The sequence below is a fragment of the Pseudomonas sp. Je.1.5.c genome (genome assembly GCF_051129895.1).
GTDB classification, from domain to species: domain Bacteria; phylum Pseudomonadota; class Gammaproteobacteria; order Pseudomonadales; family Pseudomonadaceae; genus Aquipseudomonas; species Aquipseudomonas urmiensis.
In genome coordinates this window covers 64,087-86,908 of the sequence record NZ_JBCPSP010000004.1, presented here as the reverse complement: position 1 = coordinate 86,908, position 22,822 = coordinate 64,087, and the positions used below count along the sequence as shown (strand labels likewise).

General features: G+C 57.7%; 22 protein-coding genes and 1 pseudogene. 13 read left to right on the top strand and 10 right to left on the bottom strand.

Going from position 1 to position 22,822, the window contains the following annotated elements:
- Nucleotide 1 precedes the first annotated feature (1 nt).
- Together AAZU54_RS05160 and AAZU54_RS05155 are read left to right on the top strand one after the other, a co-directional pair.
- Nucleotides 2–487, top strand: a complete 486-nt coding sequence (locus AAZU54_RS05160) for a three component ABC system middle component (RefSeq protein ID WP_434726697.1) — start codon at nucleotides 2–4, stop codon at nucleotides 485–487.
- Nucleotides 484–2,424, top strand: a complete 1,941-nt coding sequence (locus AAZU54_RS05155; protein ID WP_434726696.1) for a DUF3732 domain-containing protein — start codon at nucleotides 484–486, stop codon at nucleotides 2,422–2,424. Before AAZU54_RS05160 ends, AAZU54_RS05155 begins: the two co-directional genes overlap by 4 nt.
- Nucleotides 2,425–2,485: 61 nt before the next feature.
- On the opposite strand, the gene AAZU54_RS05150 is transcribed toward AAZU54_RS05155, so the two are convergent.
- Both AAZU54_RS05150 and AAZU54_RS05145 read right to left on the bottom strand, forming a co-directional pair.
- Nucleotides 2,486–6,505 carry an NACHT domain-containing protein gene (locus AAZU54_RS05150; protein WP_434726695.1) on the bottom strand — a complete coding sequence of 1,340 codons (4,020 nt, stop codon included), beginning with the start codon at nucleotides 6,503–6,505 and terminating at the stop codon, nucleotides 2,486–2,488.
- 70 nt (nucleotides 6,506–6,575) lie between these two features.
- Nucleotides 6,576–7,553, bottom strand: a complete 978-nt coding sequence (locus AAZU54_RS05145) for a phospholipase D family protein (RefSeq protein WP_434726694.1) — start codon at nucleotides 7,551–7,553, stop codon at nucleotides 6,576–6,578.
- 400 nt (nucleotides 7,554–7,953) lie between these two features.
- Between AAZU54_RS05145 and AAZU54_RS05140 the strand changes: the two genes are divergently transcribed.
- The 4 genes from AAZU54_RS05140 to AAZU54_RS05125 are packed head-to-tail and all read left to right on the top strand — an operon-like array spanning nucleotide 7,954 to nucleotide 11,365.
- Nucleotides 7,954–9,408, top strand: a complete 1,455-nt coding sequence (locus AAZU54_RS05140; RefSeq protein ID WP_434726693.1) for a hypothetical protein — start codon at nucleotides 7,954–7,956, stop codon at nucleotides 9,406–9,408.
- Complete coding sequence (locus AAZU54_RS05135) at nucleotides 9,398–10,321, top strand: phage exclusion protein Lit family protein (protein ID WP_434726692.1); 924 nt, start codon at nucleotides 9,398–9,400, stop codon at nucleotides 10,319–10,321. The genes AAZU54_RS05140 and AAZU54_RS05135 overlap by 11 nt, the downstream gene beginning before the upstream one ends.
- Before the next feature lie 18 nt (nucleotides 10,322–10,339).
- The gene (locus tag AAZU54_RS05130; RefSeq protein WP_434726691.1) at nucleotides 10,340–10,843 is read left to right on the top strand and encodes a GIY-YIG nuclease family protein; all 504 of its coding nucleotides are present in this window, start codon (nucleotides 10,340–10,342) and stop codon (nucleotides 10,841–10,843) included.
- Between the two features lie 3 nt (nucleotides 10,844–10,846).
- Nucleotides 10,847–11,365, top strand: a complete 519-nt coding sequence (locus AAZU54_RS05125; RefSeq protein ID WP_349975064.1) for a hypothetical protein — start codon at nucleotides 10,847–10,849, stop codon at nucleotides 11,363–11,365.
- 849 nt (nucleotides 11,366–12,214) lie between these two features.
- Here the strand turns inward: AAZU54_RS05125 and AAZU54_RS05120 are convergent.
- The 4 genes from AAZU54_RS05120 to AAZU54_RS05105 all read right to left on the bottom strand — a co-directional run bounded on the left by AAZU54_RS05120 (nucleotide 12,215) and on the right by AAZU54_RS05105 (nucleotide 13,430).
- The gene (locus tag AAZU54_RS05120; RefSeq protein WP_434726690.1) at nucleotides 12,215–12,517 is read right to left on the bottom strand and encodes a hypothetical protein; all 303 of its coding nucleotides are present in this window, start codon (nucleotides 12,515–12,517) and stop codon (nucleotides 12,215–12,217) included.
- Entirely contained in the window at nucleotides 12,514–12,807 is a 294-nt protein-coding gene (locus AAZU54_RS05115; RefSeq protein WP_434726689.1) for a hypothetical protein, read from the bottom strand. Before AAZU54_RS05115 ends, AAZU54_RS05120 begins: the two co-directional genes overlap by 4 nt.
- 73 nt (nucleotides 12,808–12,880) lie before the next feature.
- Nucleotides 12,881–13,105: a hypothetical protein gene (locus AAZU54_RS05110; RefSeq protein ID WP_434726688.1), complete on the bottom strand. Its 225-nt coding sequence runs from the start codon at nucleotides 13,103–13,105 to the stop codon at nucleotides 12,881–12,883.
- 91 nt (nucleotides 13,106–13,196) lie between these two features.
- Nucleotides 13,197–13,430 (bottom strand): PLDc N-terminal domain-containing protein, encoded by a 234-nt coding sequence (locus AAZU54_RS05105; RefSeq protein ID WP_064492737.1) that lies wholly within the window; start codon nucleotides 13,428–13,430, stop codon nucleotides 13,197–13,199.
- 180 nt (nucleotides 13,431–13,610) lie between these two features.
- Here AAZU54_RS05105 and AAZU54_RS05100 point away from each other — a divergent pair, with 180 nt between their 5' ends.
- The 3 genes from AAZU54_RS05100 to AAZU54_RS05090 all read left to right on the top strand — a co-directional run bounded on the left by AAZU54_RS05100 (nucleotide 13,611) and on the right by AAZU54_RS05090 (nucleotide 15,085).
- Complete coding sequence (locus AAZU54_RS05100) at nucleotides 13,611–14,114, top strand: CinA family protein (protein ID WP_434726813.1); 504 nt, start codon at nucleotides 13,611–13,613, stop codon at nucleotides 14,112–14,114.
- 65 nt (nucleotides 14,115–14,179) lie between these two features.
- The gene (locus tag AAZU54_RS05095) at nucleotides 14,180–14,632 is read left to right on the top strand and encodes a hypothetical protein (RefSeq protein WP_434726812.1); all 453 of its coding nucleotides are present in this window, start codon (nucleotides 14,180–14,182) and stop codon (nucleotides 14,630–14,632) included.
- 9 nt (nucleotides 14,633–14,641) lie between these two features.
- On the top strand, nucleotides 14,642–15,085 hold the full coding sequence (locus AAZU54_RS05090) for a DUF421 domain-containing protein (protein ID WP_434726687.1): 444 nt from the start codon (nucleotides 14,642–14,644) through the stop codon (nucleotides 15,083–15,085).
- Here the strand turns inward: AAZU54_RS05090 and AAZU54_RS05085 are convergent.
- The 3 genes from AAZU54_RS05085 to AAZU54_RS05075 form a co-directional block, all read right to left on the bottom strand.
- On the bottom strand, nucleotides 15,069–16,136 hold the full coding sequence (locus AAZU54_RS05085) for a peptidase M42 (protein ID WP_064492740.1): 1,068 nt from the start codon (nucleotides 16,134–16,136) through the stop codon (nucleotides 15,069–15,071). The two genes, AAZU54_RS05090 and AAZU54_RS05085, sit on opposite strands and share 17 nt — an antisense overlap.
- A gap of 68 nt (nucleotides 16,137–16,204) precedes the next feature.
- The gene (locus AAZU54_RS05080) at nucleotides 16,205–16,501 is read right to left on the bottom strand and encodes a DUF6555 family protein (protein WP_064492741.1); all 297 of its coding nucleotides are present in this window, start codon (nucleotides 16,499–16,501) and stop codon (nucleotides 16,205–16,207) included.
- Between the two features lie 168 nt (nucleotides 16,502–16,669).
- Entirely contained in the window at nucleotides 16,670–16,894 is a 225-nt protein-coding gene (locus tag AAZU54_RS05075; RefSeq protein ID WP_064492742.1) for a hypothetical protein, read from the bottom strand.
- Nucleotides 16,895–17,018: 124 nt separating this feature from the next.
- Here AAZU54_RS05075 and AAZU54_RS05070 point away from each other — a divergent pair.
- Nucleotides 17,019–17,132 (top strand): annotated as a pseudogene (locus AAZU54_RS05070) (cytochrome o ubiquinol oxidase subunit IV); the annotation flags it as partial.
- Between the two features lie 85 nt (nucleotides 17,133–17,217).
- Nucleotides 17,218–18,342: a mechanosensitive ion channel family protein gene (locus AAZU54_RS05065; RefSeq protein WP_434726686.1), complete on the top strand. Its 1,125-nt coding sequence runs from the start codon at nucleotides 17,218–17,220 to the stop codon at nucleotides 18,340–18,342.
- Between the two features lie 131 nt (nucleotides 18,343–18,473).
- On the opposite strand, the gene AAZU54_RS05060 is transcribed toward AAZU54_RS05065, so the two are convergent.
- A complete protein-coding gene (locus AAZU54_RS05060) occupies nucleotides 18,474–21,041 on the bottom strand; it encodes a bifunctional diguanylate cyclase/phosphodiesterase (protein ID WP_434726685.1) in 2,568 nt (855 codons plus the stop codon).
- Nucleotides 21,042–21,242: 201 nt separating this feature from the next.
- Here AAZU54_RS05060 and AAZU54_RS05055 point away from each other — a divergent pair, with 201 nt between their 5' ends.
- Both AAZU54_RS05055 and AAZU54_RS05050 read left to right on the top strand, forming a co-directional pair.
- Nucleotides 21,243–21,386, top strand: coding sequence for a hypothetical protein (locus AAZU54_RS05055; RefSeq protein ID WP_155741824.1), 144 nt, complete (start codon nucleotides 21,243–21,245; stop codon nucleotides 21,384–21,386).
- A gap of 56 nt (nucleotides 21,387–21,442) precedes the next feature.
- On the top strand, nucleotides 21,443–22,774 hold the full coding sequence (locus tag AAZU54_RS05050; RefSeq protein WP_434726684.1) for an SDR family oxidoreductase: 1,332 nt from the start codon (nucleotides 21,443–21,445) through the stop codon (nucleotides 22,772–22,774).
- The last annotated feature ends 48 nt before the right edge of the window (nucleotides 22,775–22,822 follow it).

Genomic DNA, 22,822 nt, shown 5'->3' with positions numbered 1-22,822 from the left:
CATGGTGATCGCACATGATATCTATGCCGAAACGAACCCAGGCTACTGTGCTGCGCTTCTGGCCACCTTCGTTGAGGCCTACCGAAGCCGTAACGATGTCAATCCGGACATCTCGCTCTGCTACGCCGCTCTGCCACTGGCGCTGTCGGGAGACCTCGCTTCGTCATTTGATCGCACAGACCGGCGTACCGGCCTGCTGGAATGGCTACGGCGAAGCCCCGCCATTCAGATCCGCCTGGCAGATCGTGTGAATGGCTCGCTGGATATTGTCACCGAGGCAATCCGCTTTGCCTGCTTCAGCCAACTGCTGACGATCGATACAGAAGGTCGTCTGGTTGCTGGCGGATCACCTTTGCCGAAGCAGTTCGCGAAGCAGTTCAGCGAAGAGACTCAGATAATTTTTAAGAACATTGATCGCCTGGGCTGCTGGCTAGCTTTGGCAGGGTCCACAAGGACGGCATTCGACATGATGGGCCTGGAGCTATGAGCCGCTGGAATATTTCTGACATCTTCTTCATCGGCGAAGGCGGAAGGGTTCGAGTTCTCGACCTGAAGCCAGGAGAGGTGAATATCATCACCGGTGCGTCTGGTACCGGAAAATCGACCCTGATCAAGGCCATCGATTATTGCCTCGGGTCGCGCCAGTGTGAGCTGGCCGCACATGTCAGAAGGCACAGTTTGGCGGTGGGAGTTAAATGGGTGATGGGTGACGCGCAGATGATCACTGGTCGTCTCGTTCCACCTGTGGGTCAAGGTACAAGTACCCGGATGTTCGTGAGCAACGGGCGCGATCTTCCCATCCCGAGCTCTGTGGAGGACTTTCAAGGCGCCACTACCTTGCTAGCGGGTAAAGCCTATATTGAGCGAGCATTTGGCATCAGCGCAGTACAGGAAACCCCCGAAGACACCGCGGCGCGCAAATGGCGCCCGACTCTGCGTCACGCCACGGCTTACATGTTCGTTCCCAAGGACGTGATCTACAATGAAACAGCGCTGCTTCATGGGCTTGATCAGGCAGATGAAGCACCTGCCATCATCGAAACCATGCCGTACTTCTTGGGCGTGGTAAATGAAGACACTGTGCTGCAAGAGCGGCGCCTGCGCGACCTTCGCAAGAAGCTTGAGGGCGAAGAACGCAAGCTCAAAACGCGTCAGGCGGCGGGTAGTGACTACAAGAAATTCGCCATGCGTCTGTTGATGGATGCTCACCGTATTGGCTTGTGCGATTTACCATCAGACTCTGCATCTGAGGCTGATCTACAAGGGGTCTTGACTGTCGTTAGGCAAGCCAAGCCAGGCACCGGTAAGAACCCTGAAGAAAGTGAGCTGGCGAATCTTCATGCGCAGCGCCGCAGCCTGCTCACCGATATTGAGAATGTGCGCCGAAAGTCCCGCGCGACCCGGAAGACGCTACAGGATATTACTGCGTTCGAAGGTTCCGTGCGACGGCAATACGAGAAGCTGAAGATCGCCGAGCACCTTCAGCCTGCGGCGACTGCCTGCCCGCTGTGTGATACGCCTAGCGAGCGTGGCATCGAGATCGCCGAGGCCATCCACCGCTCCATGAATATCATTCGCTCTGAAACCGTGGCCGTTGAGAATGTGCGACCACGTTTCGTAGAGCATGAGGACTCCCTGCAATTGGAGCTTTCTCGTCTGAATCTGACGCTCAACGGTGTCGATGAGCGTATCAAGACGTGGGTTCGACAAAGTGAGGAAGCCAGGCAGTTCGAAACCGCCGCTCAGCACCGCACATTGCTGTTGGGCAAGGTTCATCAGTTCCTGGAAATGAACCCTACGACGCCGTTGCCAGGCCCCGACCTGGACGTCTTGCGTGAGCAGATCCAGGGCTTGGAAGCCCTTGTCGACAGTGACGCCAAGCAGATCCTGCTTTCTCGCGCGGAGCGCAAGATTTCCCAGTATCTCTCCGAAGCGTTCGCAGATTTGCCCACTGTCCAACCTTGTATCGGTGCCGAGCTGGAGTTTTCCGCCAAACCGCCAGATATCGCGATCATCGAGCAGAATTCCGGTGCGGTTTTGAGACTACCGGATGCGGGCTCGGATGAAAACTACCTGGCCATCCACATTGCCTTGTCGTTCGCGCTTCAGAAGTACCTGGCCAAGGTGAACGCGCCGGTTCCAGGGTTCCTCGCTTTCGACCAGATCAGCCGACCCTACTATCCGCAACGTGGCGATGACGAGTCGGACATAGGTGAAAACGAGGAAGTTTCGGCCATGCGTAAACACCTGGACTTCCTGTTCAATACAACATCTGCGCAAGAGGGACTGCAGGTGTTGCTGATTGAGCATGCGTACTTCGGTGATGATCCACGGTATGTCGCTGCCACTCGTAAGCGTTGGAACAAGATTTCGGGCGATGCGCTTATCCCGCTGGACTGGCCGAGAAGGCAGGACACCCAGTAAGCAATCGCTACGGCAAACGCCCCAGAACCAGCTCGCCTTTTATGGCGGGCTCATCCAAATCCTATTTTTTGGCTCTGCTGCTCGCGCGGCTCTCCCGTTTTTCCGCTTTTCCCTGCTCATAACCGGACTCTTTCCGTACTTTCGCAGCGGCGCCTGCGTCAGTAAGGTCCAGGACAACAACAGATGTTATGGCCCTTAGCTCTGCCGGCAACTGCCCCTCAAGTGCGACCTTCAGTGCATCAGGTGTGTCAGGCGTGGTGCCCTCCGGCGGTGCCGGGATCTTCAGCCCTTTTCCAAACCAAAAGACAATGTAGATCCCCTGCCCTTCAGTGCTCGGCGCCTGTGTATAGGTTTGAAGCTGACCGCTATGCCCGTACCAAAGGTGACTGTGGCCTGAACGCTTTGCCTCGAACGGTAAAGACAAGGTCCCGTGCGTGACCACCATGTCAGCCCGAGTTCCTCCTGCTGAGGCCACCTCTGGAGATACCTCGAAGTCACCATAAACCCTCAGTCGATCACGAAGTTTGTCGGCTAAAATATCGCGGCAATCGTTCTCTGGCTTAGGCACACCTTCATTCCAATAAAGGCTCCAGATGTTCAGTGGCGAAGACTGGATTTCTGCTGCAACTTTGCGCAGCTCCATAAGGGTCAGAGCTCGCAGATCACGGACACTGATGGGGCCTTTGCTATCAATCACCTTGGCTAAATCAGCCGGGGTAATCAACGAATAATCCAGAGCCCGTGCATCGCGGCGATACACCTCGAGGTCATGCCTGAGCAGCAGCTCCCAAGCTGTTCCCTCCGCAGCGGCAACCAGCGACTTGAGGACACTTTCCGCCTGTCTCTCACCCGACAGCCTGATCGATTTCATCACCTTTGCGGTGTCGACCCTAATGCGATCGTAGTGCCCTTCCATTGATGGCGATCGGGCGATGAAAAACTGCATCAGGAGGGTGCTGATGCTGATAGTAGTAGAAGGCTCAGTACTGAAGCCTTTGAGAGGGTAGTCGTCGACGATCAAACGGTGGATCGTATGGTCATCGGCCATCTCCAATGCTCGGGTGAAGTCATCACTGAACAAGCCCGGCTCAATGCAAACACCGAAGTATGCCCACTGAAGTCGATCCGAGATGATGGTGGAATAGAGCCTACCCTCAGGCTCCTGTTTGCACTGCTCGACCAAGCGGTCAATGAAGGTTCGAGCGACGGAGACTAGCTCACCATGGTCAAGGTTCAGCCAGGCTAGGTTATGTGCCGCGTCCACCAAGCCACTGTCGACCATGTCTGGTTGCAGTACAAGTGTTTTTACGGCCCACGCCTGCAAATCACCAGCTCGCGGCTTCTCTCCGAGCCTTTTCAATAGGGTGCGCCAAGATCCGTCATTTGTACGGGAGAACTGAGCGAGCATTTCTGGCTCTGTGCGGAAAGCGCTTTCAAGCAAAGAAATGCATTGGTTCTCTAGCCTATCTCTGAGGTATGAGCTTCTGAGGTACTCGGCAGACAAGTACACCCTGATGATTTCAGCTGTCGACAACCCAATGAGGTCAAGGCCATTGTCAATTCGCAATGATGCCTGAGCTGCGAGATGAACGCGTGCAGGAGGACACCGATCATCGACAATCCCGTCGACTAATACACCAGCAAGAGTCTCGCCGAATGCTTCATTCAGTGCTTCTGTTCCGTTGCAAGCCACAAGAGGCAGGGGCGTATTTCCAGAGTAAATCTCTGCCCCCCAATAGAAGAGCTCGCTTAATTGGTCATCGGTAATTGTTTCAGCTGTCTGGCAAGCCTTGATTCTTCGTTGTAGCTGGGCCTCCACACTATCAACTGCACGTGCTTGCAGGATCGAAAGCTCCACCTCATGTGCAGTGATAGCGGCCCTGACCGTAGATACCACTTCTCGGTCTAGGCGGGCCGTAAGCAAGGCTGGTAACCAGTCAGGCGTTGCCTCACCCTGCCGCAGAACCCAAGCCACCACCTGCCGTCCAACATAAGTGCCCTCTGTCTTGGCCAGTAGCTGACTTGAATTCAGGAGCAAGCTCACCGACGCTGCAGAGGGTGGAATGCCGAGGATCCGCAACCCCATGCCAATCGAGCCGCAATCAGCAATCTCAAGGTCAGTAACAGCGGCGATTTCAGCCACTAGGTCATCAGCCACACCCCGCGATTCAATGTACTCCCGCGCGGCACGGCTGAAGGAGGAGTCATCACCAACAATCAAACCTGTTGCGATCAACAGGCAGGTGAATTCTTCCACAGTTGGCTCAAACTGCGTAACGACGGCAATGCCGAGGTGCGAGGCAAAAGCTTGCTGTATCGACCCCTTACCTCTAGCAACTCGCCAGTTTTTCGGGTCTTCAGTAATCAAATCGCGCCATGATCGCGGTGCTACATGCCATGCAGCATCTCGTAGGGCGTAGGTGATAGTGGGGGTCGGGCCACCCACCTTTTTCGATGTGTCATAGAGAGCGCTGTGAACCGCCATCAGCATTTTCAGAAGCCGATCTACATCGGTCACTTCCAGGTGCTCTGACGGGATAGCGCAGAACAGCTGGGCCATCGAGCGCAGGTTGCCGTAATCATGCTCCGCCATATGGCAGAGGTAATTAATTTTCGCCCAAACCGCGACAATGGTGGGCTGGGCACAGTGGAGCCAGGCTTTGACCGCTGCGCGACGGCACCACTCAACCCCGGATTGACTCACTACCATCCTCCAGCAGGCATCAGCTGCTTTGGCATGAGGCTTACCTACAGACAGCGCCTCCAAAAGCATATTGATGCGGTAGCCTGACGTCTCGCCGGCCAGCATCCCTATCACCTGGCTAAGCATTTCCTCAGTGATGAGGCCCACCGTCGTGATCTCTGCTGGTGCCCACTGGTTAGGCGCCCACCGGAAGAATGGGTCTCTGGAACCCACGTCCCTGAGAACCGTTAACCTCGCCTCGACGGGCAATTTTGCCGTGTCGCCGTGCAGAAGCAATGAATCCGGGTCTAGTTGTGCCAGTCTCATCGCTTCATCTGGGTGTCCGAAGCTGACCAGGTGTCCTGCATACCACGCGTAGAGGGGACGCATTCCGTCAGCAGGTAAGCCGTCTGCAGACACGATGAGCGCCAGCGCGCGTTCAGCCGGGAGCTTCGAATTGCCAACCCCGTTAGTGACAAGCCTTGCGAGAAAGCGTCCCGCGAGGAATTCCTGAATGCTGCGGTGAAGCGGCTGGAACCCGTCCCCGGCTTTGATAAACAACGCGGTGTCCAACACTGCTGTCAATGCAGTGCGGTCAAGCCTCAAGTCGTCACAAGTGACCGCGGCGTCATCTGTAAAAACGGAAAGCTTGATCCGATGCTTGCCTGACAACAGCAGTGCCAGGCCGACGCGGCCGGCAATGTCGAGCCTGGCGTCCATCGTGAGGGTGGCACGCTGGCCATCTTCCAGTTTGGTATTGTTGTGCTCAAACGCCAAATGCTCAACGCCAGACCGGTAGAGCTCGAATCGCGTCAACTCGGTGGGTGCCTCTATGTTGGCCTTTGTGAGGAATTTCAAACCCAGAGGCGTCATCGCGAAGGCCGTCGAACGTATCACCTCCAGCTTGGCGAGGAGTGCTGTCGGATCTGCGCAGCCGAACGCGTGAAGCACTCTGACTGCCTCTTGGTCCGTTAAAGGAAGCAATTGGGCAACTGCAGGGCACACACCAGTTGAAGCCCCCTTATCACCGAAAGCCTGACTCAGGCGCCCGCCTTCATTCCAGCTTTCAGCCCGGCAACTTACCCGCCACCTGACGTCCGGAGTGCGCTGTAATGCCCTTGCGATGCTCCTGGCCTCGTCCACCGGAATCTCATCAAGGGCATCGATGTAGATTGTCGAACCGGGTGTAAATTGCTGCTCAACCACGGCGAATGCTGGGTGGCAGGTTTCCCCCTCCAGCTGTGCCAGCTGGCTGAGCGCCACGGACTTACCCATACCAGGGGCACCGAGGAGCACAATGAATGGCTCGCTGAGCAGGCTGCTCAGCGGCCGAACGTCTCTCGCTTCATCAGCAGTAGTGCCGGTCGTTATGAGGCGGTCAAGTGGGGCAATGGTCATGTGGGGACGGGCCAGGCTCAATCGAGCCCGACATGATACAAGATGCTGGGCCCGGGTCGGGTAGCTGGAGTCATTGGGCGGAGTGCCGTGCCAGGATCCGTGCAATCTCGCTCAAGTGAATTCTGCGGGCGCCCTCCTCGAGTATTTCAGCCTCCTCCCAAATATCGCTGATGCTGGGCCCCAATTCGAGCGCGAGCGCCTCACACTGAGCCCGCTTCAGGCTATGCCCCATTAAGGTCGATGTTGGCCTGGCCAGGTCGACCCACCCTTCACCACCCTCATCACCGTACTCAAATGGAATTTTCAGGCCGGTCATCCTGCACACTCCATCAACCACCAGCTCCCCGTTATTCTCAAGGAAAAGGCACAGGTACTCGTACTTCCCCGTAGTGTCGAGCGCCTTGGGCCAGGACTCGAAATTCCAGTGCTTTCTGGGTCTACGGCCTTTCTCGCCCCCCTGCTCTGCGACAATCTGCTGGTGGTACCGATCACCGGCCTCATCGGCCTCTTCGCAGGGTCGAGAGTTGTAAATCAGAGCATAGGCATCACGCACCTCGAGCTCGTGCGGCAGATATTTGGCAAACGTGAAAGGTCCTTTAGGTGAGTAGTCAGGTCTTGCGTTCCGATTGCGGTTATAGGCGACGATAGCGGATTTGAGGTCATCGTCGGTGATGATCCGAGTCTCAGCTGATGTCCAAAGCTGCTCGAACCATTGTTGAGCCGCACGCACTTCTATAGCCGTGGTGGTGTGGATCCCCGCCTCCAGCCAGTGAGCAAGCTCCTGCCCCTCCAAACCAAGGCCATTTCGGCTGAGGTTGGCACTACCTACAACCAGGTTTTCTTCACCTACGATCACCTTGGCATGCAGGCGGTCGCACTGTTGAATCTCGATATGAGGATTCTTCTTCGCCCTTTTAAGCAGGTCCTTGATCATCCAAGGGTTCGTACCCCCGCTGCGCAAGTTAACGATCATCCGGATGGGCTTGGAGATCTGAGGGTGGATGTGCACATCGGCGCCATCTCCCCAGAACGCTACCGCGACGTCCAAGCGCGGCTCTTGGGCGACTACCGTGGCTACTACTGACTGGTACTGATCAGGGCGAACAAACAAGTGAGGCCACTCCTGTGAATTGTGCTGGTAACTGTCGGTGTGAAGGTTACACATCGCTTGGTAGATTGCCGCCACCAAGGCGGACTATTACTCTGCCATACCAGCAGCAACAGCCCTATGCATAGGATCAAGGATGAACCACACTCTTCTACCAGACGGCCGCATGCAGGCGGCATAGGCGCCATTGAACGTAAATTGAGGCGTCTGCGACCATGAGTTCGTGACCATCCGCCAGATCGACAACTGAAAGTGCACCCACATCCTTGCCGCAACGGAGTCAATGTGAAGAGGAACTTGAATTCGCGCATCTGCTACCTCCAGGGCTAAGACGCCGACCATGTCCGCAACCGGCGAAACTCGACTTTTCACCTTAATCAGCCAGCGCCAATTCGAGCTCTATGCCCTCTCGCTCGAACACGGTCCCAATTTCGACCCAGCACATATTTTCAGTGCCTATCAGGCCGCAATTGGTGGTGTAACTGGCTGCATTCTTCTTGATCCGGACACAGGAGCTTTCACATATTTGGCCATGCGCCGCCGCATCGACCACTGTTGGGTCAAAGTAGATGAAAGCGGGCCCTACTCCACACCCGAGGCTGCACTTGAGCGACTCACCGTCGCTATGCATGCCAGTGATCCACCGGAACCATTACCGCCAGGAGTCAGACGTCGCCCGCATTTGCTGAAGCCGGGGCCGCGTGGCACTTCTCCAGAGTTCCAGCTGCTGACAACCACGGCCAACCATCTGCCGGCGCTCATGGCGGTCGGAGAATGCTACCTCGCGCTTCCCAACCCCGACGCTAATTTCGTCTCGGATTTTCAAACCAACAACTTCGCGTCCCGTCTGTTCGAGCTCTACCTTTTCAGCTGCTTTCGTGAGCAGGGTTTGAACGTCCGACAAGACCATGCCTCTCCCGACTTCTTGATCGAGAAGGAAGGTAACGCATGCTGGATTGAGGCAGTTACAGCAAACTCCATGCTGCCACGCGCCGGCGGCATCGGAAAATGGGTTCATGCCCCAAAGGATCGTATTGAACGGCTGACAGGCAACCCGGCGGAACGATTCGCAAAGACACTGCGCGGCAAGCTCCAGCGCAACTACCATGAACTGGACCATGTAAAAGGCCAGCCGTTCGCCTTAGCGATCGCCGACTTCCATGATTTCGGCTCCATGGTTTGGAGCCGCGAAGCTCTTCCCACCTACCTTTACGGCTTACGCGCGGACGTCACCGGAGATGGCACTGATCGTCGCGCGATTGGAGTGCCGATCGCAAATCTGACGGGCCAACACAGCATTCCTGCTGGGCTCTTCCGCGACCCAAATTTCGCACACCTCTCAGCCGTCATCTTCAGTAATTCTGCAACGCTCGCCAAATTCAACCGCATGGGTTTCTTGGCAGGATGGCGACCGCCCGGGCTGACCATAATCAGGCGCGGCATTCTATTCGACCGGACTCCAGGCGCATTGGAGCCTATCGATTTCAACCTGGCCGTCGACAGTGCCGAATACCAAGCACTCTGGCCGTGGGGCGAAGCTTGGTGTCAGGAACTGGAAGTGTTTCACAACCCATTGGCAACACATCCCATCCCGTTTGAACTTATCCCCGGCGCGACCCACTGGTTTGAGCGCAATGGCGAAATCGAATGCAGCACCATTTGGGCGAACTCAGTCATCTCATCGACCACTCATCTACAGATGGACGGCAAACCCGCTGTGACGAGCAAGCCGCGTGACCGTCGTCAACCACCTGCCCTACACGAGCACAGAATAGACATTGACAATGACGAATGAGCCATCTGATCGGACGATCATCCTACATCTCCTCCGCGGCGCCGTGCCTGAACGGGCCGATGAAATCAGCGGTCTTTGGAGCCAATACGGCCATGCCGTCGAGATCGCGCCAAGTAGAAAGGGCGTGACGATGAATGCCAACGGGAAACGTATTCAGCTCGACACTAAGACGATCGACCTGTTCTGGCTGCTTGGCTTCAGCTCGTGGCGGGCCATCGAAGTCTACGCACCGGCACTGGTTGTCGCGACATCCAGCGGGTTACCGCTCGACCAAACCCTCAGTGTCGATGAAGAACGCGGCCAGTATGAATTTGACTACAAGCAGCTCATCGCCGCCGCCCAGTCGCTCATCACAGCCGAACAGACCTCCGACATAGTGTGGCCGTCGGACATCCCCATGCCGAGCGCCGACCGTGATGGCTTGGACAACATTCAGCACATGGCGGCATTCGACGTTGTTGCGCTCGCCTTGGCCTTCGCGCTGCTACACGAATTCCAGCACGTCATGTTCTGCGCCGATAAAAGTGCGCCCTCCTCACGACCTGAAGAGGAAATCGCCTGTGACACCTATGCCCGCACCTTCATGATGAGCGAGCTCGCCGCCTATGCGAAGACACACGGACACGACTTCGCCCAGGTCCAGCGGAAGCGTGCGATGGGCATCACGCTCGCCGCCGTCATCGTTCATGCGATGACGCCGTCCCATGCACGTTGGGGCAATAGCGATTACCCACCGATTTCCGAACGGCTCACAGCAATGATCCGTGGCTACAGCTTGCCAGCCGATTCATCATTCTGGGCCTTCACAGCCTGTATCCTAATCGCGCTCATGCGGCAGGAAAACCGTCCGCTCGACATTGTCGCCTGCTCGAACAAAGAAATTGTCGACATGCTGCTCGACCGGCTCGATTGAAAGCCTAGGGGAAAGAATTTGCCGGTCTATTTCATTGGCGAAGATGAAAACGGATGCTCTCCTATCAAGATAGGAGTGGCGAAGAACATTGCAGAGCGTAAGCGCAATCTCCAGACCGGTAACCCTCTTTATTTGAAACTGCTCGGATGGATCGAGGTCGCCAACGCCTTTGAGCTGGAACGCCAGCTCCATCAACATTTCAAATCGGCCCACACGCGCGGCGAGTGGTTCGCGATCAAACCTTCAGATATTTTGCCCATTCTTATGCGCGCTGGCCGAGACGGATTTGTCGCCAAGAACGCGGATGCGTTTCAGGTCATTGGCTATGACCGTGAGGCTGTGCCGGAGTATCTTGAGGTATGGGAATGGGGCGACCTTGAAATCTATGATTGCTGCCCCTTCTGCGGCTGCCTGTGCGGCATGCACTTTCAAGATGCATCGCAGATGTATCACTGTCTGAATTGCGACACGCTAACGGACTTCTCGGACTTGGACCCACGCAACGAAGACTTGGACGACTGAGCAATGACTGACAGGGAACTTAGTGTAAGTGAACAATGGCTTGAAGCCCGGGCCCCCGGCTTTCAGCGTCTACCAGATCTTGATCGCCGCGTCATATTCGACTTCGCCTTTCTTTGGAGTCTTTTCGAGGCACAGATCATGGAGAACTATGCCCGGTCTGATCGCATCCGCGAACGAATCGATGCCTGGACTTTGGACGGAACGCTAGGAGCTGAGCTCTACAAGGCGGAGCTTGCCTACTTTCGGAGTCGTTACTATGCCGATGGTGAACTTACTCACCATTTCCCTCACCTGCAACTCCGGCCCTCAGACCACCGTGATCTCGTTCAGGCGGTTATTGAAGGGGTGAACGACACCCCACGCGACCGAATGTTGGCTCTCCTGATGATCGTCTGGCGCCTACGCAACAATCTCTTCCACGGCGCAAAATGGGCCTATGAGCTTCGCGATCAGCGCGAGAACTTCAGTCATGCGAACAGCGTTTTGATGCGAATACTCGAACGCCATGGCCGGCTCGGCTAATAGTCCAGCCGCCCTCGAAGACCGTTTCCTAGCCAAGTTGAACCGGTCCCACACGCCCGATCCAAGCTTCAGGATCCCCAAATGCGCAGTGGATGTCACCATCTAAGTAGACTTCCGCCTCCTCCCTTGGGAGCCGCGCGTGTTAGCGATGGGGTCGCGAAGCGGCCCCTATGGTCAGGTGCCGGGTCGATAGCTGCAGGCAAGACCCAAGCATATCGCCCTCCTCCGCTGCCTTCGAAAAATCGCCTCGTCCTAGCGTGAATCATTAGGTCCCATGAAAACAGCAGTCCATCACAATCCGCGGTAAGCCAGCAAAAGCCAAACTAATTATGGGGGACCAGATGGGGGACCAAAAACACATAGGCACAAAAAAACCCTGAAAAATCAGGGCTTTAATGAGAATTAGTGGCGGAAGCGTAGGAATTCGAACCATCAAGTCGCCTCCGCTTATCGGCTCGACGGCCTTCTGCATAAGCGGGTGCAAATGCCTAAGATTCTGCCGATTCAGAATTTTCGAGAACCGGGCAGCTGAAATTCGGTGGGGCAAAAAGTGGGGCAAAATTGCTAACCACGTAAAATCCGACAACCATAAAAAAAACCAGTCGCCGCTAAGTGACTGGATTCTTTGGAGTTATATGGTGGGGAAGGAGTGATTCGAACACTCGACCCCTTGCACCCCATACATAACAAACCACGGTAATGGCTTGATAACACAGGTCTTCCGGCCCTGCTTTCGCTGCAACGAAGCTTCACCCGTACGGACGCATCCTGGCAAACGTCACTTCAAAAGTCATGGCCCTGGCCAGGTCTCCCCGGCACTCTGACGACCGATTCCCTTCCTTTGTATAGCTATCCACAGAGAGGCGGATCCCTGCACTGCCCCTTGATCACCTCGACACCCCACTCCGGCAGAGGATCGTGGTAGCCGAGCAGGCCGCAGGCGTACATGTCTTCGTGCTCGTTCAGGCCATAGAGCCGAGCCGCCTCGGCAAACTCGAGCATCTCGCACAGCTGGTCGGCGTCCACTTCCCCCCGCCGGTGGGCGGCCATGGCCATCTCAGCCAGGACGGCAGCTCGGTTATCTGGATCGGTGGTCAGGGCGAACTGGTCGTTGAGCTCGTCCAGCCAGGCCCGCGGTAGTCGGCTCATCATTCTGCCTTGCACCACCACGACTGCGCGTACACCACGCCGCCGATCTCCTCGATGCCGTTTATGTTCATGCCGAGTTGTGCCATGCCGTTGACCTTGGCATCGTGCAGCCGGGGTATCACGTCAGGCCCAGAGGTCGGGTTGAATACCCAGGCCTGAGTAGCGACCCGGCCCAGTGGCTCACTGTGATTGTCGCCGATGTGGATGTCTGCCCGGAGCGGCGTGATCTTCCTGAGCTGACTGGTGGGGATGGCCACGCCATTCACGCGGCGGCGAACGAGGAGGAAATACATAGGGCACCAAAACTGTACAAAAATACAGTATCTTATAGGCGAAACCCGGTACGGGGAATTGCCGATCAGCAGGTCAGTACAATGGTGGCAAATCCTTGCCACGAGCCTTGGCTATGACCCGGAACTGGTAGTCGGAGACCGCCTGGAACAGAGATTCAGCCAGCAGGCGGAGCCGTTCAACCTCCTCTGGTGGAGCGCTACAATCCTGAGCCTCGTGGTAGGCACGGAATGCGTCCACTGCCTGCTGGATCAGCGGCTCGCCGGCCTCAACCATTCCTACGAAAGTACGCTTGTCCATTACCATGCCCAGCCTAGTTTCCCTGCGAATATTAGCCTCTTTCGTGAAATTTGGCTGAGACACAACGCATTGCGAAGCCGTCTGTTTGGCTTCACCCCTTACTATGTTCGGGGGATGACGGTCCCGTCCCGCGCTTGATGCCACGCGGCCCCATGATGCCCCAGATAGCCAGGCCGACGATGGGCAGTGCCAGTAGTAACAGCGCCCACAGCGCTTTGGTCGCATCGGCTTTGTCACTGCGAAAGACACTGACAATGGCCCACAGATCGACAAGTAGAATGATCACCGCCACGGCGATCCAGAAATACGTCACAGGCTCGGTCATGACCGCCTCTCCTATTCCAAATGACAGGCCACGAAAATCATGGCCTCGTATAAAAGGGAAGCCTGCGTGCCGTTCAAAGTTCAGGCAGCTTTATCCGGCGTAGATGAATGGACGCCACGCACACTGAACCAACTTTGCCCGCAACACGTCCATCGCAAAACAGCACTCGGATGGCCCGCTATGTCTAAAGATCCAGTATTCGAGGCGCTTTTCTACCTAAGGACCCACAATCTGGTCCTGACGACTGCCGAATCATGCACAGCTGGCGCCATGGTCTCATTGCTGGCGGCAGTACCGGGTACCGGCGAAGTACTTGAAAGCGGTTACGTCGTTTATTCGCCCAGCGCCAAAAGAAGGCTTTTAGGCGTTAGCCAACAAACCATTGAACGCTACGGGCTTACTAGCGAGGCTGTGGCCTGGGAAATGGCATTGGGTGCGTTGAAGGACAGCGACGCCACAGTTGCCATCGCCAGCACCGGTGTCGCAGGGCCGGAGCCGCAAGACGGCATTGCACCGGGCACTGTCTGCTTTGCCTGGGCCTTCGCCGGCGAGCCACATGCCGTTTTCACCCGGACGCAGCGTTTCTTTGGTGACCGCGCAGACATCATCCGCCAGGGGGCATTGTTCGGGTTGTCACACCTGGAGCGTTACCATCAACGCTGGCTGCGCGGTGAGCGCGCCTGAGGGCTAAGGCCGTGAGCGAAGACGAGCTGATCTCAAGGCATCACCCGGTCGAGGAAGACATGCCCATGCAGCGCCGTGTATGGCGCTTCGAGCGGGTTGGATGGTACTCGCTGGTGCTGATCGTGTTGCTTGCCCTGGCCGGATTGTTTGGCAATGGTCCGCTCAGTGACGCCCAGGCCGTGAGTAGCGACGGCCGTGTACGGGTCGAGTATCAGCGGCTCAGCCGTACAGGCAGTACCGATAACATGCGAATCACAGTTCGCGGCCCCCCCGGGAAGCCGGTCATACTGCTGCTGGGCGGAACCTTGCTGCAGGAGGCCAGTATCGAGACCCTGCAGCCCGAGCCGCAGGTGTCGCGGTCTCATGGCGAGGCACTGCTGCTGGAACTTGGCACCAGCGAAGACGGTGTGGCCACCCTCTACCTGACGCTGCGCAGCGACTATGTCGGCCCCCTTGAAGGCAGTGTCAGGGCAGGCCCGAGCAGCGCGGTACATTTCACTACCTTCCTGTACCCCTAGGAGCGTGACATGGACTCCATCCTTCGTGCGGCAGGCATGTACGTTGTCCTGATGTTGCTGTTTCGTGTGGCTGGCAGGCGCTCGTTGGCCGACCTGACCACGTTCGACTTCGTGCTGTTATTGATCATTGGCGAAGCGACTCAGCAGGCTTTGTTGGGTGAAGACTTTTCCTTTACCAACGCTGTTCTGGTGATTGCCACGCTGATAGTGCTGGATGTTGGTCTGTCGTTGGCCAAGTTGAATTCCAGACCTTTGGCACGTCTGCTCGACGGCCATGCAACGCTGGTGGTGGAACACGGACGCTTTCTTCACCAACGCATGCGCCGGGCACGGCTGACCGAGGACGATATCCTCGAATCTGCACGCGACAGCCAAGGCATCGAGACCGTCGAGCAAATCAAATTCGCCATCGTCGAGCGCAATGGCAAGATCTCGATCATACCTCAGGAATGATCTGCTCTGGTTGCAGCAGGTATTCCAGCAGGCTGCTTGCACAGGCGTTAATGCCTTCCTGCACCACCATCTCGAAACCATGGGTGTTTTCTGTGGGTATGGCGATGCAGCCGGCTCGGGCGTCCGTACCGGTACTGAGCACCGCGCTTGCATCGGACGCAAAATCAACCAGCAGTGCGACTTGGGGGGTGTAACCAGCCCGGTGCGTGGCCGCGATCAGGGCCTGTACCACTTGGCGGGAGTAATAGCCCTTCTGGTCACCCGTGTTGATGATCGGGTCGGCAGACAGCCTGGTTCCGTACTCCTCCAGCACCGGACCGACCTCGACGGCAATGGTGGTATCGCCCGGCAGCCTGGACGCCGCATACATAGCGCCCGCGTTGGATTCTTCCTCCAACGTCGTCAATACGAACCACACATCCTGGCGCAATTCGCTGCGCCTTAGCTGTAGCTGATGAGCACAATGGATCACCGCAGCCAAGGGCGCGCGATCGTCAAGAAAATGCGCCGCAATGCTGTCGTGGACCTTGAACGGTTGCCGCCAATGGCGGCTCAGCACCACCCGCGTACCTGGCCGTACGCCGACTGCCTCCAACGCCTTCTTGGGTTTGCGCGTGACCACATGGAGGTCAGACCACTGCACCGCTCCAGCCAACACGTCACGCCCGCTGGCGGTCTGCCCACTGCTGTGCATCGACCCGAAAGACAGGACGCCGGGAAGCATCTGTCGATCACCCAGGATGTCCACAGGGCAGACGCCAAAGCTGATTGGCTGCGCGCCGCCGAGTGCCAGCACTTCGAGCGTGCCGTCCGGCCTGACGTTCTTTACGATCATGGCAATTTCGTCCAGGTGAGCCATGACCTTGATCGACGCGTCGGGCTTGGCATCGCCAGCGGCGCGGATCACCCCGAGCAGGTTGCCGGCGTTGTCGGTATGCACATCGTCGCAGTACGCCCCAAGCGCATCGCGACATACCGCCCGCACTTCATCTTCTTGGCCGCCTGGGCCGCGGGCCAGTAACAAGGCTTCTAGCAGCGGCATGATTTCCATGGGGCTACCTCTGTCTTTTGAAATAGCCAGGGCGACGACCCTGGCCTTGCCTGCCAGCAAGCAACGCCTCAGGCGCTGCTTGTGCCGCTGTTAGAGAATTTCTTGACATCGATAGGCAGCGCGACAAATTCGGGCCCTTGCCCTGATGGCCGCCAACGTACATTGGCAATACCGTAACGCTCCGCCATGGGCCGGCTGACCTTCTTTATCTTGTGCTGACCAAACCTGGGAATGATACCTACCCCCGCATCGCAGCTCGCCCAGTGCCAGGCTTCAGCGTTGTCCATACACTCAAGCCGGATGATGAAGGTGCGGAATTCTCCATGTAGCTCATATTCGATTACATACAGTTGCGGTCCTGCCATGGGACTCTCCTCCATTGTTCAGGCTAATGGAGCGGGCGAAAGCAAAAAAAATTCAGAAATTTTGACTGACTGGTCATTACGCGTTTCGCATTGCGATCGCGAAGGCGCTATGCCTTCGCGAAGCTCGCCATGAAGCCGGGCTAGACACCCGGTCCCAGGTCGTGGCGATCAGGACTGTTTCTTTTCCTCGACCTCAGCCAGACGCTGTTTGATGTGCTGGGTCTGTTGCGCCTGCTCCTTGATCGAGGTAGGCGTTATGACTTTGTCCACCGCCTCGGTTTCCGGCTCCGGCTGTTTGAGCACCGGGCCTGGCACCTGTTCGCCGCGTTGCGCCTGTTCAGAAGCAAGCGGCTGAGGGACCTTGTCGCCTGTGTTGTCATCGGTGCGCTTCATTGGGATTTCCTCATACTGTTGAAGTCATTTCAGAAGAACCCGAAGGCAGGCAAAAAGTTTGTTCCGTTTGCCTCAACGGCCAACTCGCCCGACGCGTCAGCGGGTTGGCCAACGCCGCACCGTGGAGCAACGCTGGAGCTTGGTAGCCCTGGTGTTTACGGTCGTGATCATCGTGCTGCTGGTGGGGCTCTCGCTGTGGATCATGTACTACGTGCATTACAACATGCAGGGTTTGTGAAATCCGATCGACCTGCGGCGCCTCATTGACGTCCAAGCACATGACCTGCTTATCACTCCAGGGCAACCAAGGAGGCTAACCGCCAATGAATGATCGACTCATCGCATTGTTCACCGACACCACCGTATTCGGTATCTCCATTCTCAATGTACTTGTAGCACTGTGCGTGGCACTGCTTACGTTTCTGGTAGCCCGCGCTGCCATCAGTTTTCTGTTGCGCCGGGTCCGGCACTGGTCCGAGCACGATGGCGCGTTGAGCCAGGTACTGGCCAAGGTGTTGTCAGGCACCAGCAACTTTTTGCTGTTCCTCGCCTCGTTGCTGGTGGGCCTGAGCATGCTCGACCTGCCGGAGCGCTGGCTGACTCGGGTCAGCAGCCTGTGGTTCGTGGTTGCCGCCTTGCAGATCGGCCTGTGGGCCAACCGCGCCATTGGCCTGGGGTTGAGCCGCTATTTCGCCCGCCACAATGCCACCGGCCTGAACCAAGGCAGTGCGTTGGCCACCCTTTCGGCCTGGGGCGCGCGGGTGCTGCTATGGTCCGTGGTGCTGCTGGCAATGCTGTCGAACCTGGGGGTGAACATCACCGCCTTTGTCGCCAGCCTGGGCGTGGGCGGCATCGCGGTAGCCTTGGCCGTGCAAAACATCCTCGGCGATCTGTTCGCCTCGCTGTCGATTGCGGTGGACAAGCCCTTCGAGGTCGGGGACTTCATCGTCATCGGCCCGCTGGCTGGCACCGTCGAGCACGTCGGCCTTAAAACCACGCGCATCCGCAGCCTCGGTGGCGAGCAGATCGTGATGGCCAACGCCAGCATGATCAGCAGCACGATCCAGAACTACAAGCGCCTGCTAGAACGGCGGATCGTGTTCGAGTTCGGCCTGTCTTATGACACGCCTACCGAGGCAGTGAAAAAGGCGCCTGCCATCGTCGAAGAAGCCATCAAGGGCCAAGAGCAGGTACGCTTCGACCGCGCACATCTGCGCGGCTTCGGCAAGGAAGCGCTGGAGTTCGAATGTGTCTATATCGTCAAGGACCCAGGCTACAACCTTTACATGGACATTCAGCAAGCCATCAACTTTCGGCTGCTGGAGCGCTTCTCCGCGATAGGGGCCAAATTCGCCGTGCCGGTACGCGCAATCAAAGTTACCGCATTGCCAGAGGAAGCCAGCCGGCTGGGTCAAGGCCGCGAAGGGCGCGGCCTCAGTGGCGCTTGAAAGATGGTGTGAGGGGGTATCCGGCACCCTCCCCGCCGGCCTGATTCAAACCGCGCCAGCATACAGATCCATCCTCAGATAAGAAGCAATGGCTCAGTGGCTGAAGGCCCCCCTGCCGGAAGGTTTTACGTTCAACCTGAGCGGGGCATTTCGGCGCTCGGCTGTCGAGCGAGCATGAGCCGTATCAGGGCGTCGTTGTCGACCGGTTTGCTGAGCAGAAAACCTTGCACTTCATGGCACTGATCATCGCTGAGCAGGGCCAGTTGCTCGGCGGTTTCAACGCCCTCGGCGGTTACCGTCATGCCCATGGCATTGCCCAGATTGATGATGGCCTGAACCACGCTGCGGTCACTCGCGCTCTTGCCTAAGGATTGAACGAAACGTTTGTCGATCTTGATACTGTCGAACGGGTAAGTTCGCAGATAGCCCAGCGAAGAGTAACCGGTGCCGAAGTCATCCATGTTCAACCGAACGCCCAACTCCTTCAGCGCGTTCATGGTCTGCAAGGCCCCCTCGACGTCATTGAGCATCACGTTTTCGGTGATCTCCAGTTCCAGGCGATGGGCAGGTAACCCTGTCTGGCGCAGTGCCTCGGCGACATCGCGTACCACGTCACTACGGCTGAACTGCGCGGGTGACATGTTGACCGAGACCATGATTGCCACTGGCCAGGCCTTGGCCTGGGCGCATGCGTCGTGGATCACCCAGTTGCCCAACTGCACGATCAGGTCGGATTCTTCGGCCAAGGCAATAAAGCGATCAGGGCGTAACAAACCTTGACGCGGATGCTGCCAACGCACCAGCGCTTCTACCGAGGCGACCGTTGAGCCATCGACCTTGTAGCGCGGCTGGAAATGCAACACGAGCTCATCACGGCCGATGCCTTCGCGCAAATCGCGTTCAAGCACGCGCTTTTCCAGCAGCGCCTCGTTCATCTGCGCAGAAAAGTAACGCCAGGTGTGTTTGCCAGCAGACTTGGCGCTGTACAGCGCAATGTCTGCGTATCGGATCAGGTCACTGGGGGTGCCCGGGTACTCCGCTGACAGTGCCACCCCCAGGCTGACCCCGATCTGCACCGAATGGCCCTCAGCCAATATGGGTTGTTGCAACGACTCCACGGCGCGAGCACAAAAGCGGTCCATGTCGCCGCGCTGCCCGGGGTGCGAGAGCACGATGATGAATTCGTCTCCCCCCGAGCGTGCTACCAAGTCAGTGTCGCGCGTTATCTCACCCAGGCGCCTCGCCACTTCGATCAGCACAGCGTCACCGGCCGGGTGGCCCAAGCTGTCATTGATGGGCTTGAAATTGTCGAGGTCCAGCAAGATCAGCGCGATGGCTTGGGGCACAGCGCCTTGCCCCGCTTGTTCCAGGAATCGAAAGAGCTTGTTGCGGTTTGGCAACCCCGTGAGGGCGTCGTGAAGCGACAGGTGTTGTATCTGTGCATGGGCGGCAACCTCGTCGGTGATATCGCTGCTGGTGCCACGAAACCCTTTGCAGACACCACGATCGAAACTTGCCCGTGCCGCAATGCGGCAAATACGCTGCTGCCCCAGGTGATCATGATACTGGCAGCGCAAGCTGCCCGTAGCGTGGCTGACAGCCAGGCCGTGCAGCCAGTTTTCAAGCTGCGCGGTGTCGCAATCGAGCAGCTCGGTAATCGGTCGATGCAGCCAAGCGTCTGCCTTGTGCCCGGTGAGTTCAGCGAACCGCGCCGACAGATAGCTCAGGTGCAAGTCGGCATCGGTTTCCCAGATCCAGTCGGATGACGCTTCGGCCACAGCCCGAAACCGCTCCTCGCTGGTCTCGAGCGCCGCTTTGGACGCCGCGAGTTGTTCATGGCTGCGGTCCATGCCCGTGCTGGCGCGGATGGCATAACGGGCAAACAGCGTCATCAATAAGCCAATGAGCACTCCCGCCAAGGTCAGCGCAGGCACCACGGTGGAAACCAGCTCACTGCCCGGGCGTTCGATGTGCCATGTCAGCGTATGACCACTGCCCTCAAGCGGCAGCGTACCCTTCGCCCCGTCCGCGGCCATGCGATCCGCGACGGCGAAGCCAGACAGGCCAGCAGCACGGCCCAAAGGCTCGAGCAGGCTGGTATCGAGACGCCGGACAAATACCAGTACCGCACGGGGCGCCGGTAGATGATGCGGCATCGAGGGTGGCTGGATTACCGCAGCCGTGTACAGTGCCGGCTGCCCACCAAATTGGAAATAGCCTGAAGTGGCTTGTTGCTTGGCAGCAACCTGCCGCGCCTGGCTGAGGATCAGGTCAGCCTGGGGGCTGTAGTGGGCGAATGATGCATCGCTCAATTGGCCATCGACCATGGCGTAGCGGCTGCCGTCATCATCGAGTACGAACACGCCCACATAACCGTCAGCGGTAAACAGCGTGGGGCCAACGTTATCTTCATCAAAAGCCCACTGCACATCCACCCCGCGGCCTAGATGGTCAAATGCAGATTGCCAGATGGCGTGGGTAAGGACATAGCTGCGCTCATTTTTTTGTAGCTGGGCCATTGCAGACTCAGCATGAAAACGGCTTTGCGCCATTTCGCGTTGATCAAGTGACCCGGCAATCCGGTAGAGAGCCCCCAACCCGACAATCAGTACCACCATCAACAGGCCGGTAAACACGACAATCAGTTGCCGGACCACGTGGCTGCGCGTCGACAGATCATTGTCAGAAATTGGGTCCATTCAGTCACCATCACCAGGGGTTCTTTCCATTGACTGCCCGACCAAGAAGAACGATCGGTAAAAATGACAACCGGTGGCCTGCGCGTTGCACATGCCCACCGCGGAGGTCGGCAACCGTTGAATTGCCGAACAATCAGATGGAACAGCCAGGGCATAACGGCTGCCTAATGGAAGGCAAACCTACTGCATAGGAGCCACCCCATGGCAGCCCCCAACGAACACGACCCGTATGTCGATGATGTCCCTGAGAACCCAGGTGAACCCGCGCCCAAGCCCGACCCTGGCCAACAGGCTCCCGATTGGCCTGACGATCAGGTGCCCCCCGAAGAGCAATCCGATGGCTGATGCGCTTGGGCAATGCCCACGCCATAACCCATTGAAACCAGGCAGAGGTGTCAGCCATGATCGATAAAGCAACGGGTATGAAGCCAGGGGAACGCTATTGCGTCGAGAACGTTGAACGTGCGCATCAATTTGCAGGCTTTTTTCTGGACGGCAAGTATTATCTGGGGCCCGAACTGCTGAACGCCGTTGGCTGGCTCGACGGGCAGCGGTTCATCTATGACAGCCTGGATGCCGAGGGTGAACCGGTTTTCCCCGATCGGGTTGCCGGTCGCATTGAAAACCTCACGTTGAAGCTGGTCGACGGGACGTCACTCGAACTGTCGCGAATCGAGGCTGATGTGCCTGCTTCCAGTGTGGACGATGAATTGCCGGAGGCTGATCAACCCTTGAGCGAGCCAAACGGCAAAACGTTCACGGGACCACTGCGTGGAAAAGTGGTGGTTATCACCGGTGCATCCAGTGGCATCGGCCGCGCTGCAGCGCATGCGTTTGCCTGCAAAGGGGCACGCCTGGTCCTCGCTGCACGCGATGAAAACGCCCTGTTCGAAGTACTCGATGAATGCACCGAGTGCGGTACCGATGCCGTTGCGGTGACCACCGACGTTACCCGAAGCGCGGATATGCAGGCGTTGGCAGCGCGCGCCGCCGAATTCGGCAAAGGCCGCATCGATATATGGATCAACAATGCAGGTGTGGGTGCCGTGGGGCGTTTCGACCAAACACCCCTTGAAGCCCACGAGCAAGTGATTCAGACCGATCTGATCGGCTACTTGCGCGGCGCCTACGTTGCCTTGCCTTACTTCAAGGCGCAGCGAAGTGGCATCTTGATCAATACCTTGTCGCTGGGAAGCTGGGTCGCTCAACCCTATGCGGCTGCTTATTCCGCCAGCAAGTTTGGCTTGCGTGGCCTGACCGAAGCCCTGCGCGGCGAGCTCGCCGAGTTTGCAGATATTCATGTCTGCGATATCTACCCCGCCGTGATGGATACCCCGGGGTTTCGTGACGGTGGCAACTACACCGGCCATGCACTCAAGCCGCCAGGGCCAATCTATGACCCCGAGCGCGTAGCCAAGGCGATGGTGAACTGTGCGATCACACCGAGGGCTTCCACGACGGTGGGAAGCGCAGCCCGCGTAGCGCACCTGGCCAGCTATATCGTTCCACGGCTTGGCCATATGGCAGGCTGGCTGGCGCGTCTCGGATTGAGCCGCAGCCCCGCCGCCGGTGTTTCATCGGGAAACCTGTTCGCCCCGCCAAGCGGCGAGCGCCAGGTACATGGCGGATGGCGTGAAGGCCAGCAAAAAGCACCCGTATTAGTGGGTGTCGCCGTGTCGTTGCTGGTGGGCGCCTGCGCCTGCGCACTGCTGCGCAACCGCACTGAACGATAACGCCCATTGACTCTCACGCGTCTCGGCCCGGCGAGACGCGCACTGCCC

Bases quoted from the DNA above. Each gene is read 5' to 3' on its own strand.
- AAZU54_RS05105 (WP_064492737.1), bottom strand. From the start codon at position 13,430: ATGACCGAGCCTGTGACGTATTTCTGGATCGCCGTGGCGGTGATCATT.
- AAZU54_RS05055 (WP_155741824.1), top strand. From the start codon at position 21,243: ATGGCAGCCCCCAACGAACACGACCCGTATGTCGATGATGTCCCTGAG.
- AAZU54_RS05090 (WP_434726687.1), top strand. From the start codon at position 14,642: ATGGACTCCATCCTTCGTGCGGCAGGCATGTACGTTGTCCTGATGTTG.
- AAZU54_RS05050 (WP_434726684.1), top strand. From the start codon at position 21,443: ATGATCGATAAAGCAACGGGTATGAAGCCAGGGGAACGCTATTGCGTC.
- AAZU54_RS05160 (WP_434726697.1), top strand. From the start codon at position 2: ATGGTGATCGCACATGATATCTATGCCGAAACGAACCCAGGCTACTGT.
- AAZU54_RS05085 (WP_064492740.1), bottom strand. From the start codon at position 16,136: ATGGAAATCATGCCGCTGCTAGAAGCCTTGTTACTGGCCCGCGGCCCA.
- AAZU54_RS05065 (WP_434726686.1), top strand. From the start codon at position 17,218: ATGAATGATCGACTCATCGCATTGTTCACCGACACCACCGTATTCGGT.
- AAZU54_RS05100 (WP_434726813.1), top strand. From the start codon at position 13,611: ATGTCTAAAGATCCAGTATTCGAGGCGCTTTTCTACCTAAGGACCCAC.
- AAZU54_RS05135 (WP_434726692.1), top strand. From the start codon at position 9,398: ATGACGAATGAGCCATCTGATCGGACGATCATCCTACATCTCCTCCGC.
- AAZU54_RS05125 (WP_349975064.1), top strand. From the start codon at position 10,847: ATGACTGACAGGGAACTTAGTGTAAGTGAACAATGGCTTGAAGCCCGG.
- AAZU54_RS05155 (WP_434726696.1), top strand. From the start codon at position 484: ATGAGCCGCTGGAATATTTCTGACATCTTCTTCATCGGCGAAGGCGGA.
- AAZU54_RS05110 (WP_434726688.1), bottom strand. From the start codon at position 13,105: ATGGACAAGCGTACTTTCGTAGGAATGGTTGAGGCCGGCGAGCCGCTG.
- AAZU54_RS05060 (WP_434726685.1), bottom strand. From the start codon at position 21,041: ATGGACCCAATTTCTGACAATGATCTGTCGACGCGCAGCCACGTGGTC.
- AAZU54_RS05080 (WP_064492741.1), bottom strand. From the start codon at position 16,501: ATGGCAGGACCGCAACTGTATGTAATCGAATATGAGCTACATGGAGAA.
- AAZU54_RS05150 (WP_434726695.1), bottom strand. From the start codon at position 6,505: ATGACCATTGCCCCACTTGACCGCCTCATAACGACCGGCACTACTGCT.
- AAZU54_RS05140 (WP_434726693.1), top strand. From the start codon at position 7,954: ATGTCCGCAACCGGCGAAACTCGACTTTTCACCTTAATCAGCCAGCGC.
- AAZU54_RS05095 (WP_434726812.1), top strand. From the start codon at position 14,180: ATGCAGCGCCGTGTATGGCGCTTCGAGCGGGTTGGATGGTACTCGCTG.
- AAZU54_RS05075 (WP_064492742.1), bottom strand. From the start codon at position 16,894: ATGAAGCGCACCGATGACAACACAGGCGACAAGGTCCCTCAGCCGCTT.
- AAZU54_RS05120 (WP_434726690.1), bottom strand. From the start codon at position 12,517: ATGATGAGCCGACTACCGCGGGCCTGGCTGGACGAGCTCAACGACCAG.
- AAZU54_RS05115 (WP_434726689.1), bottom strand. From the start codon at position 12,807: ATGTATTTCCTCCTCGTTCGCCGCCGCGTGAATGGCGTGGCCATCCCC.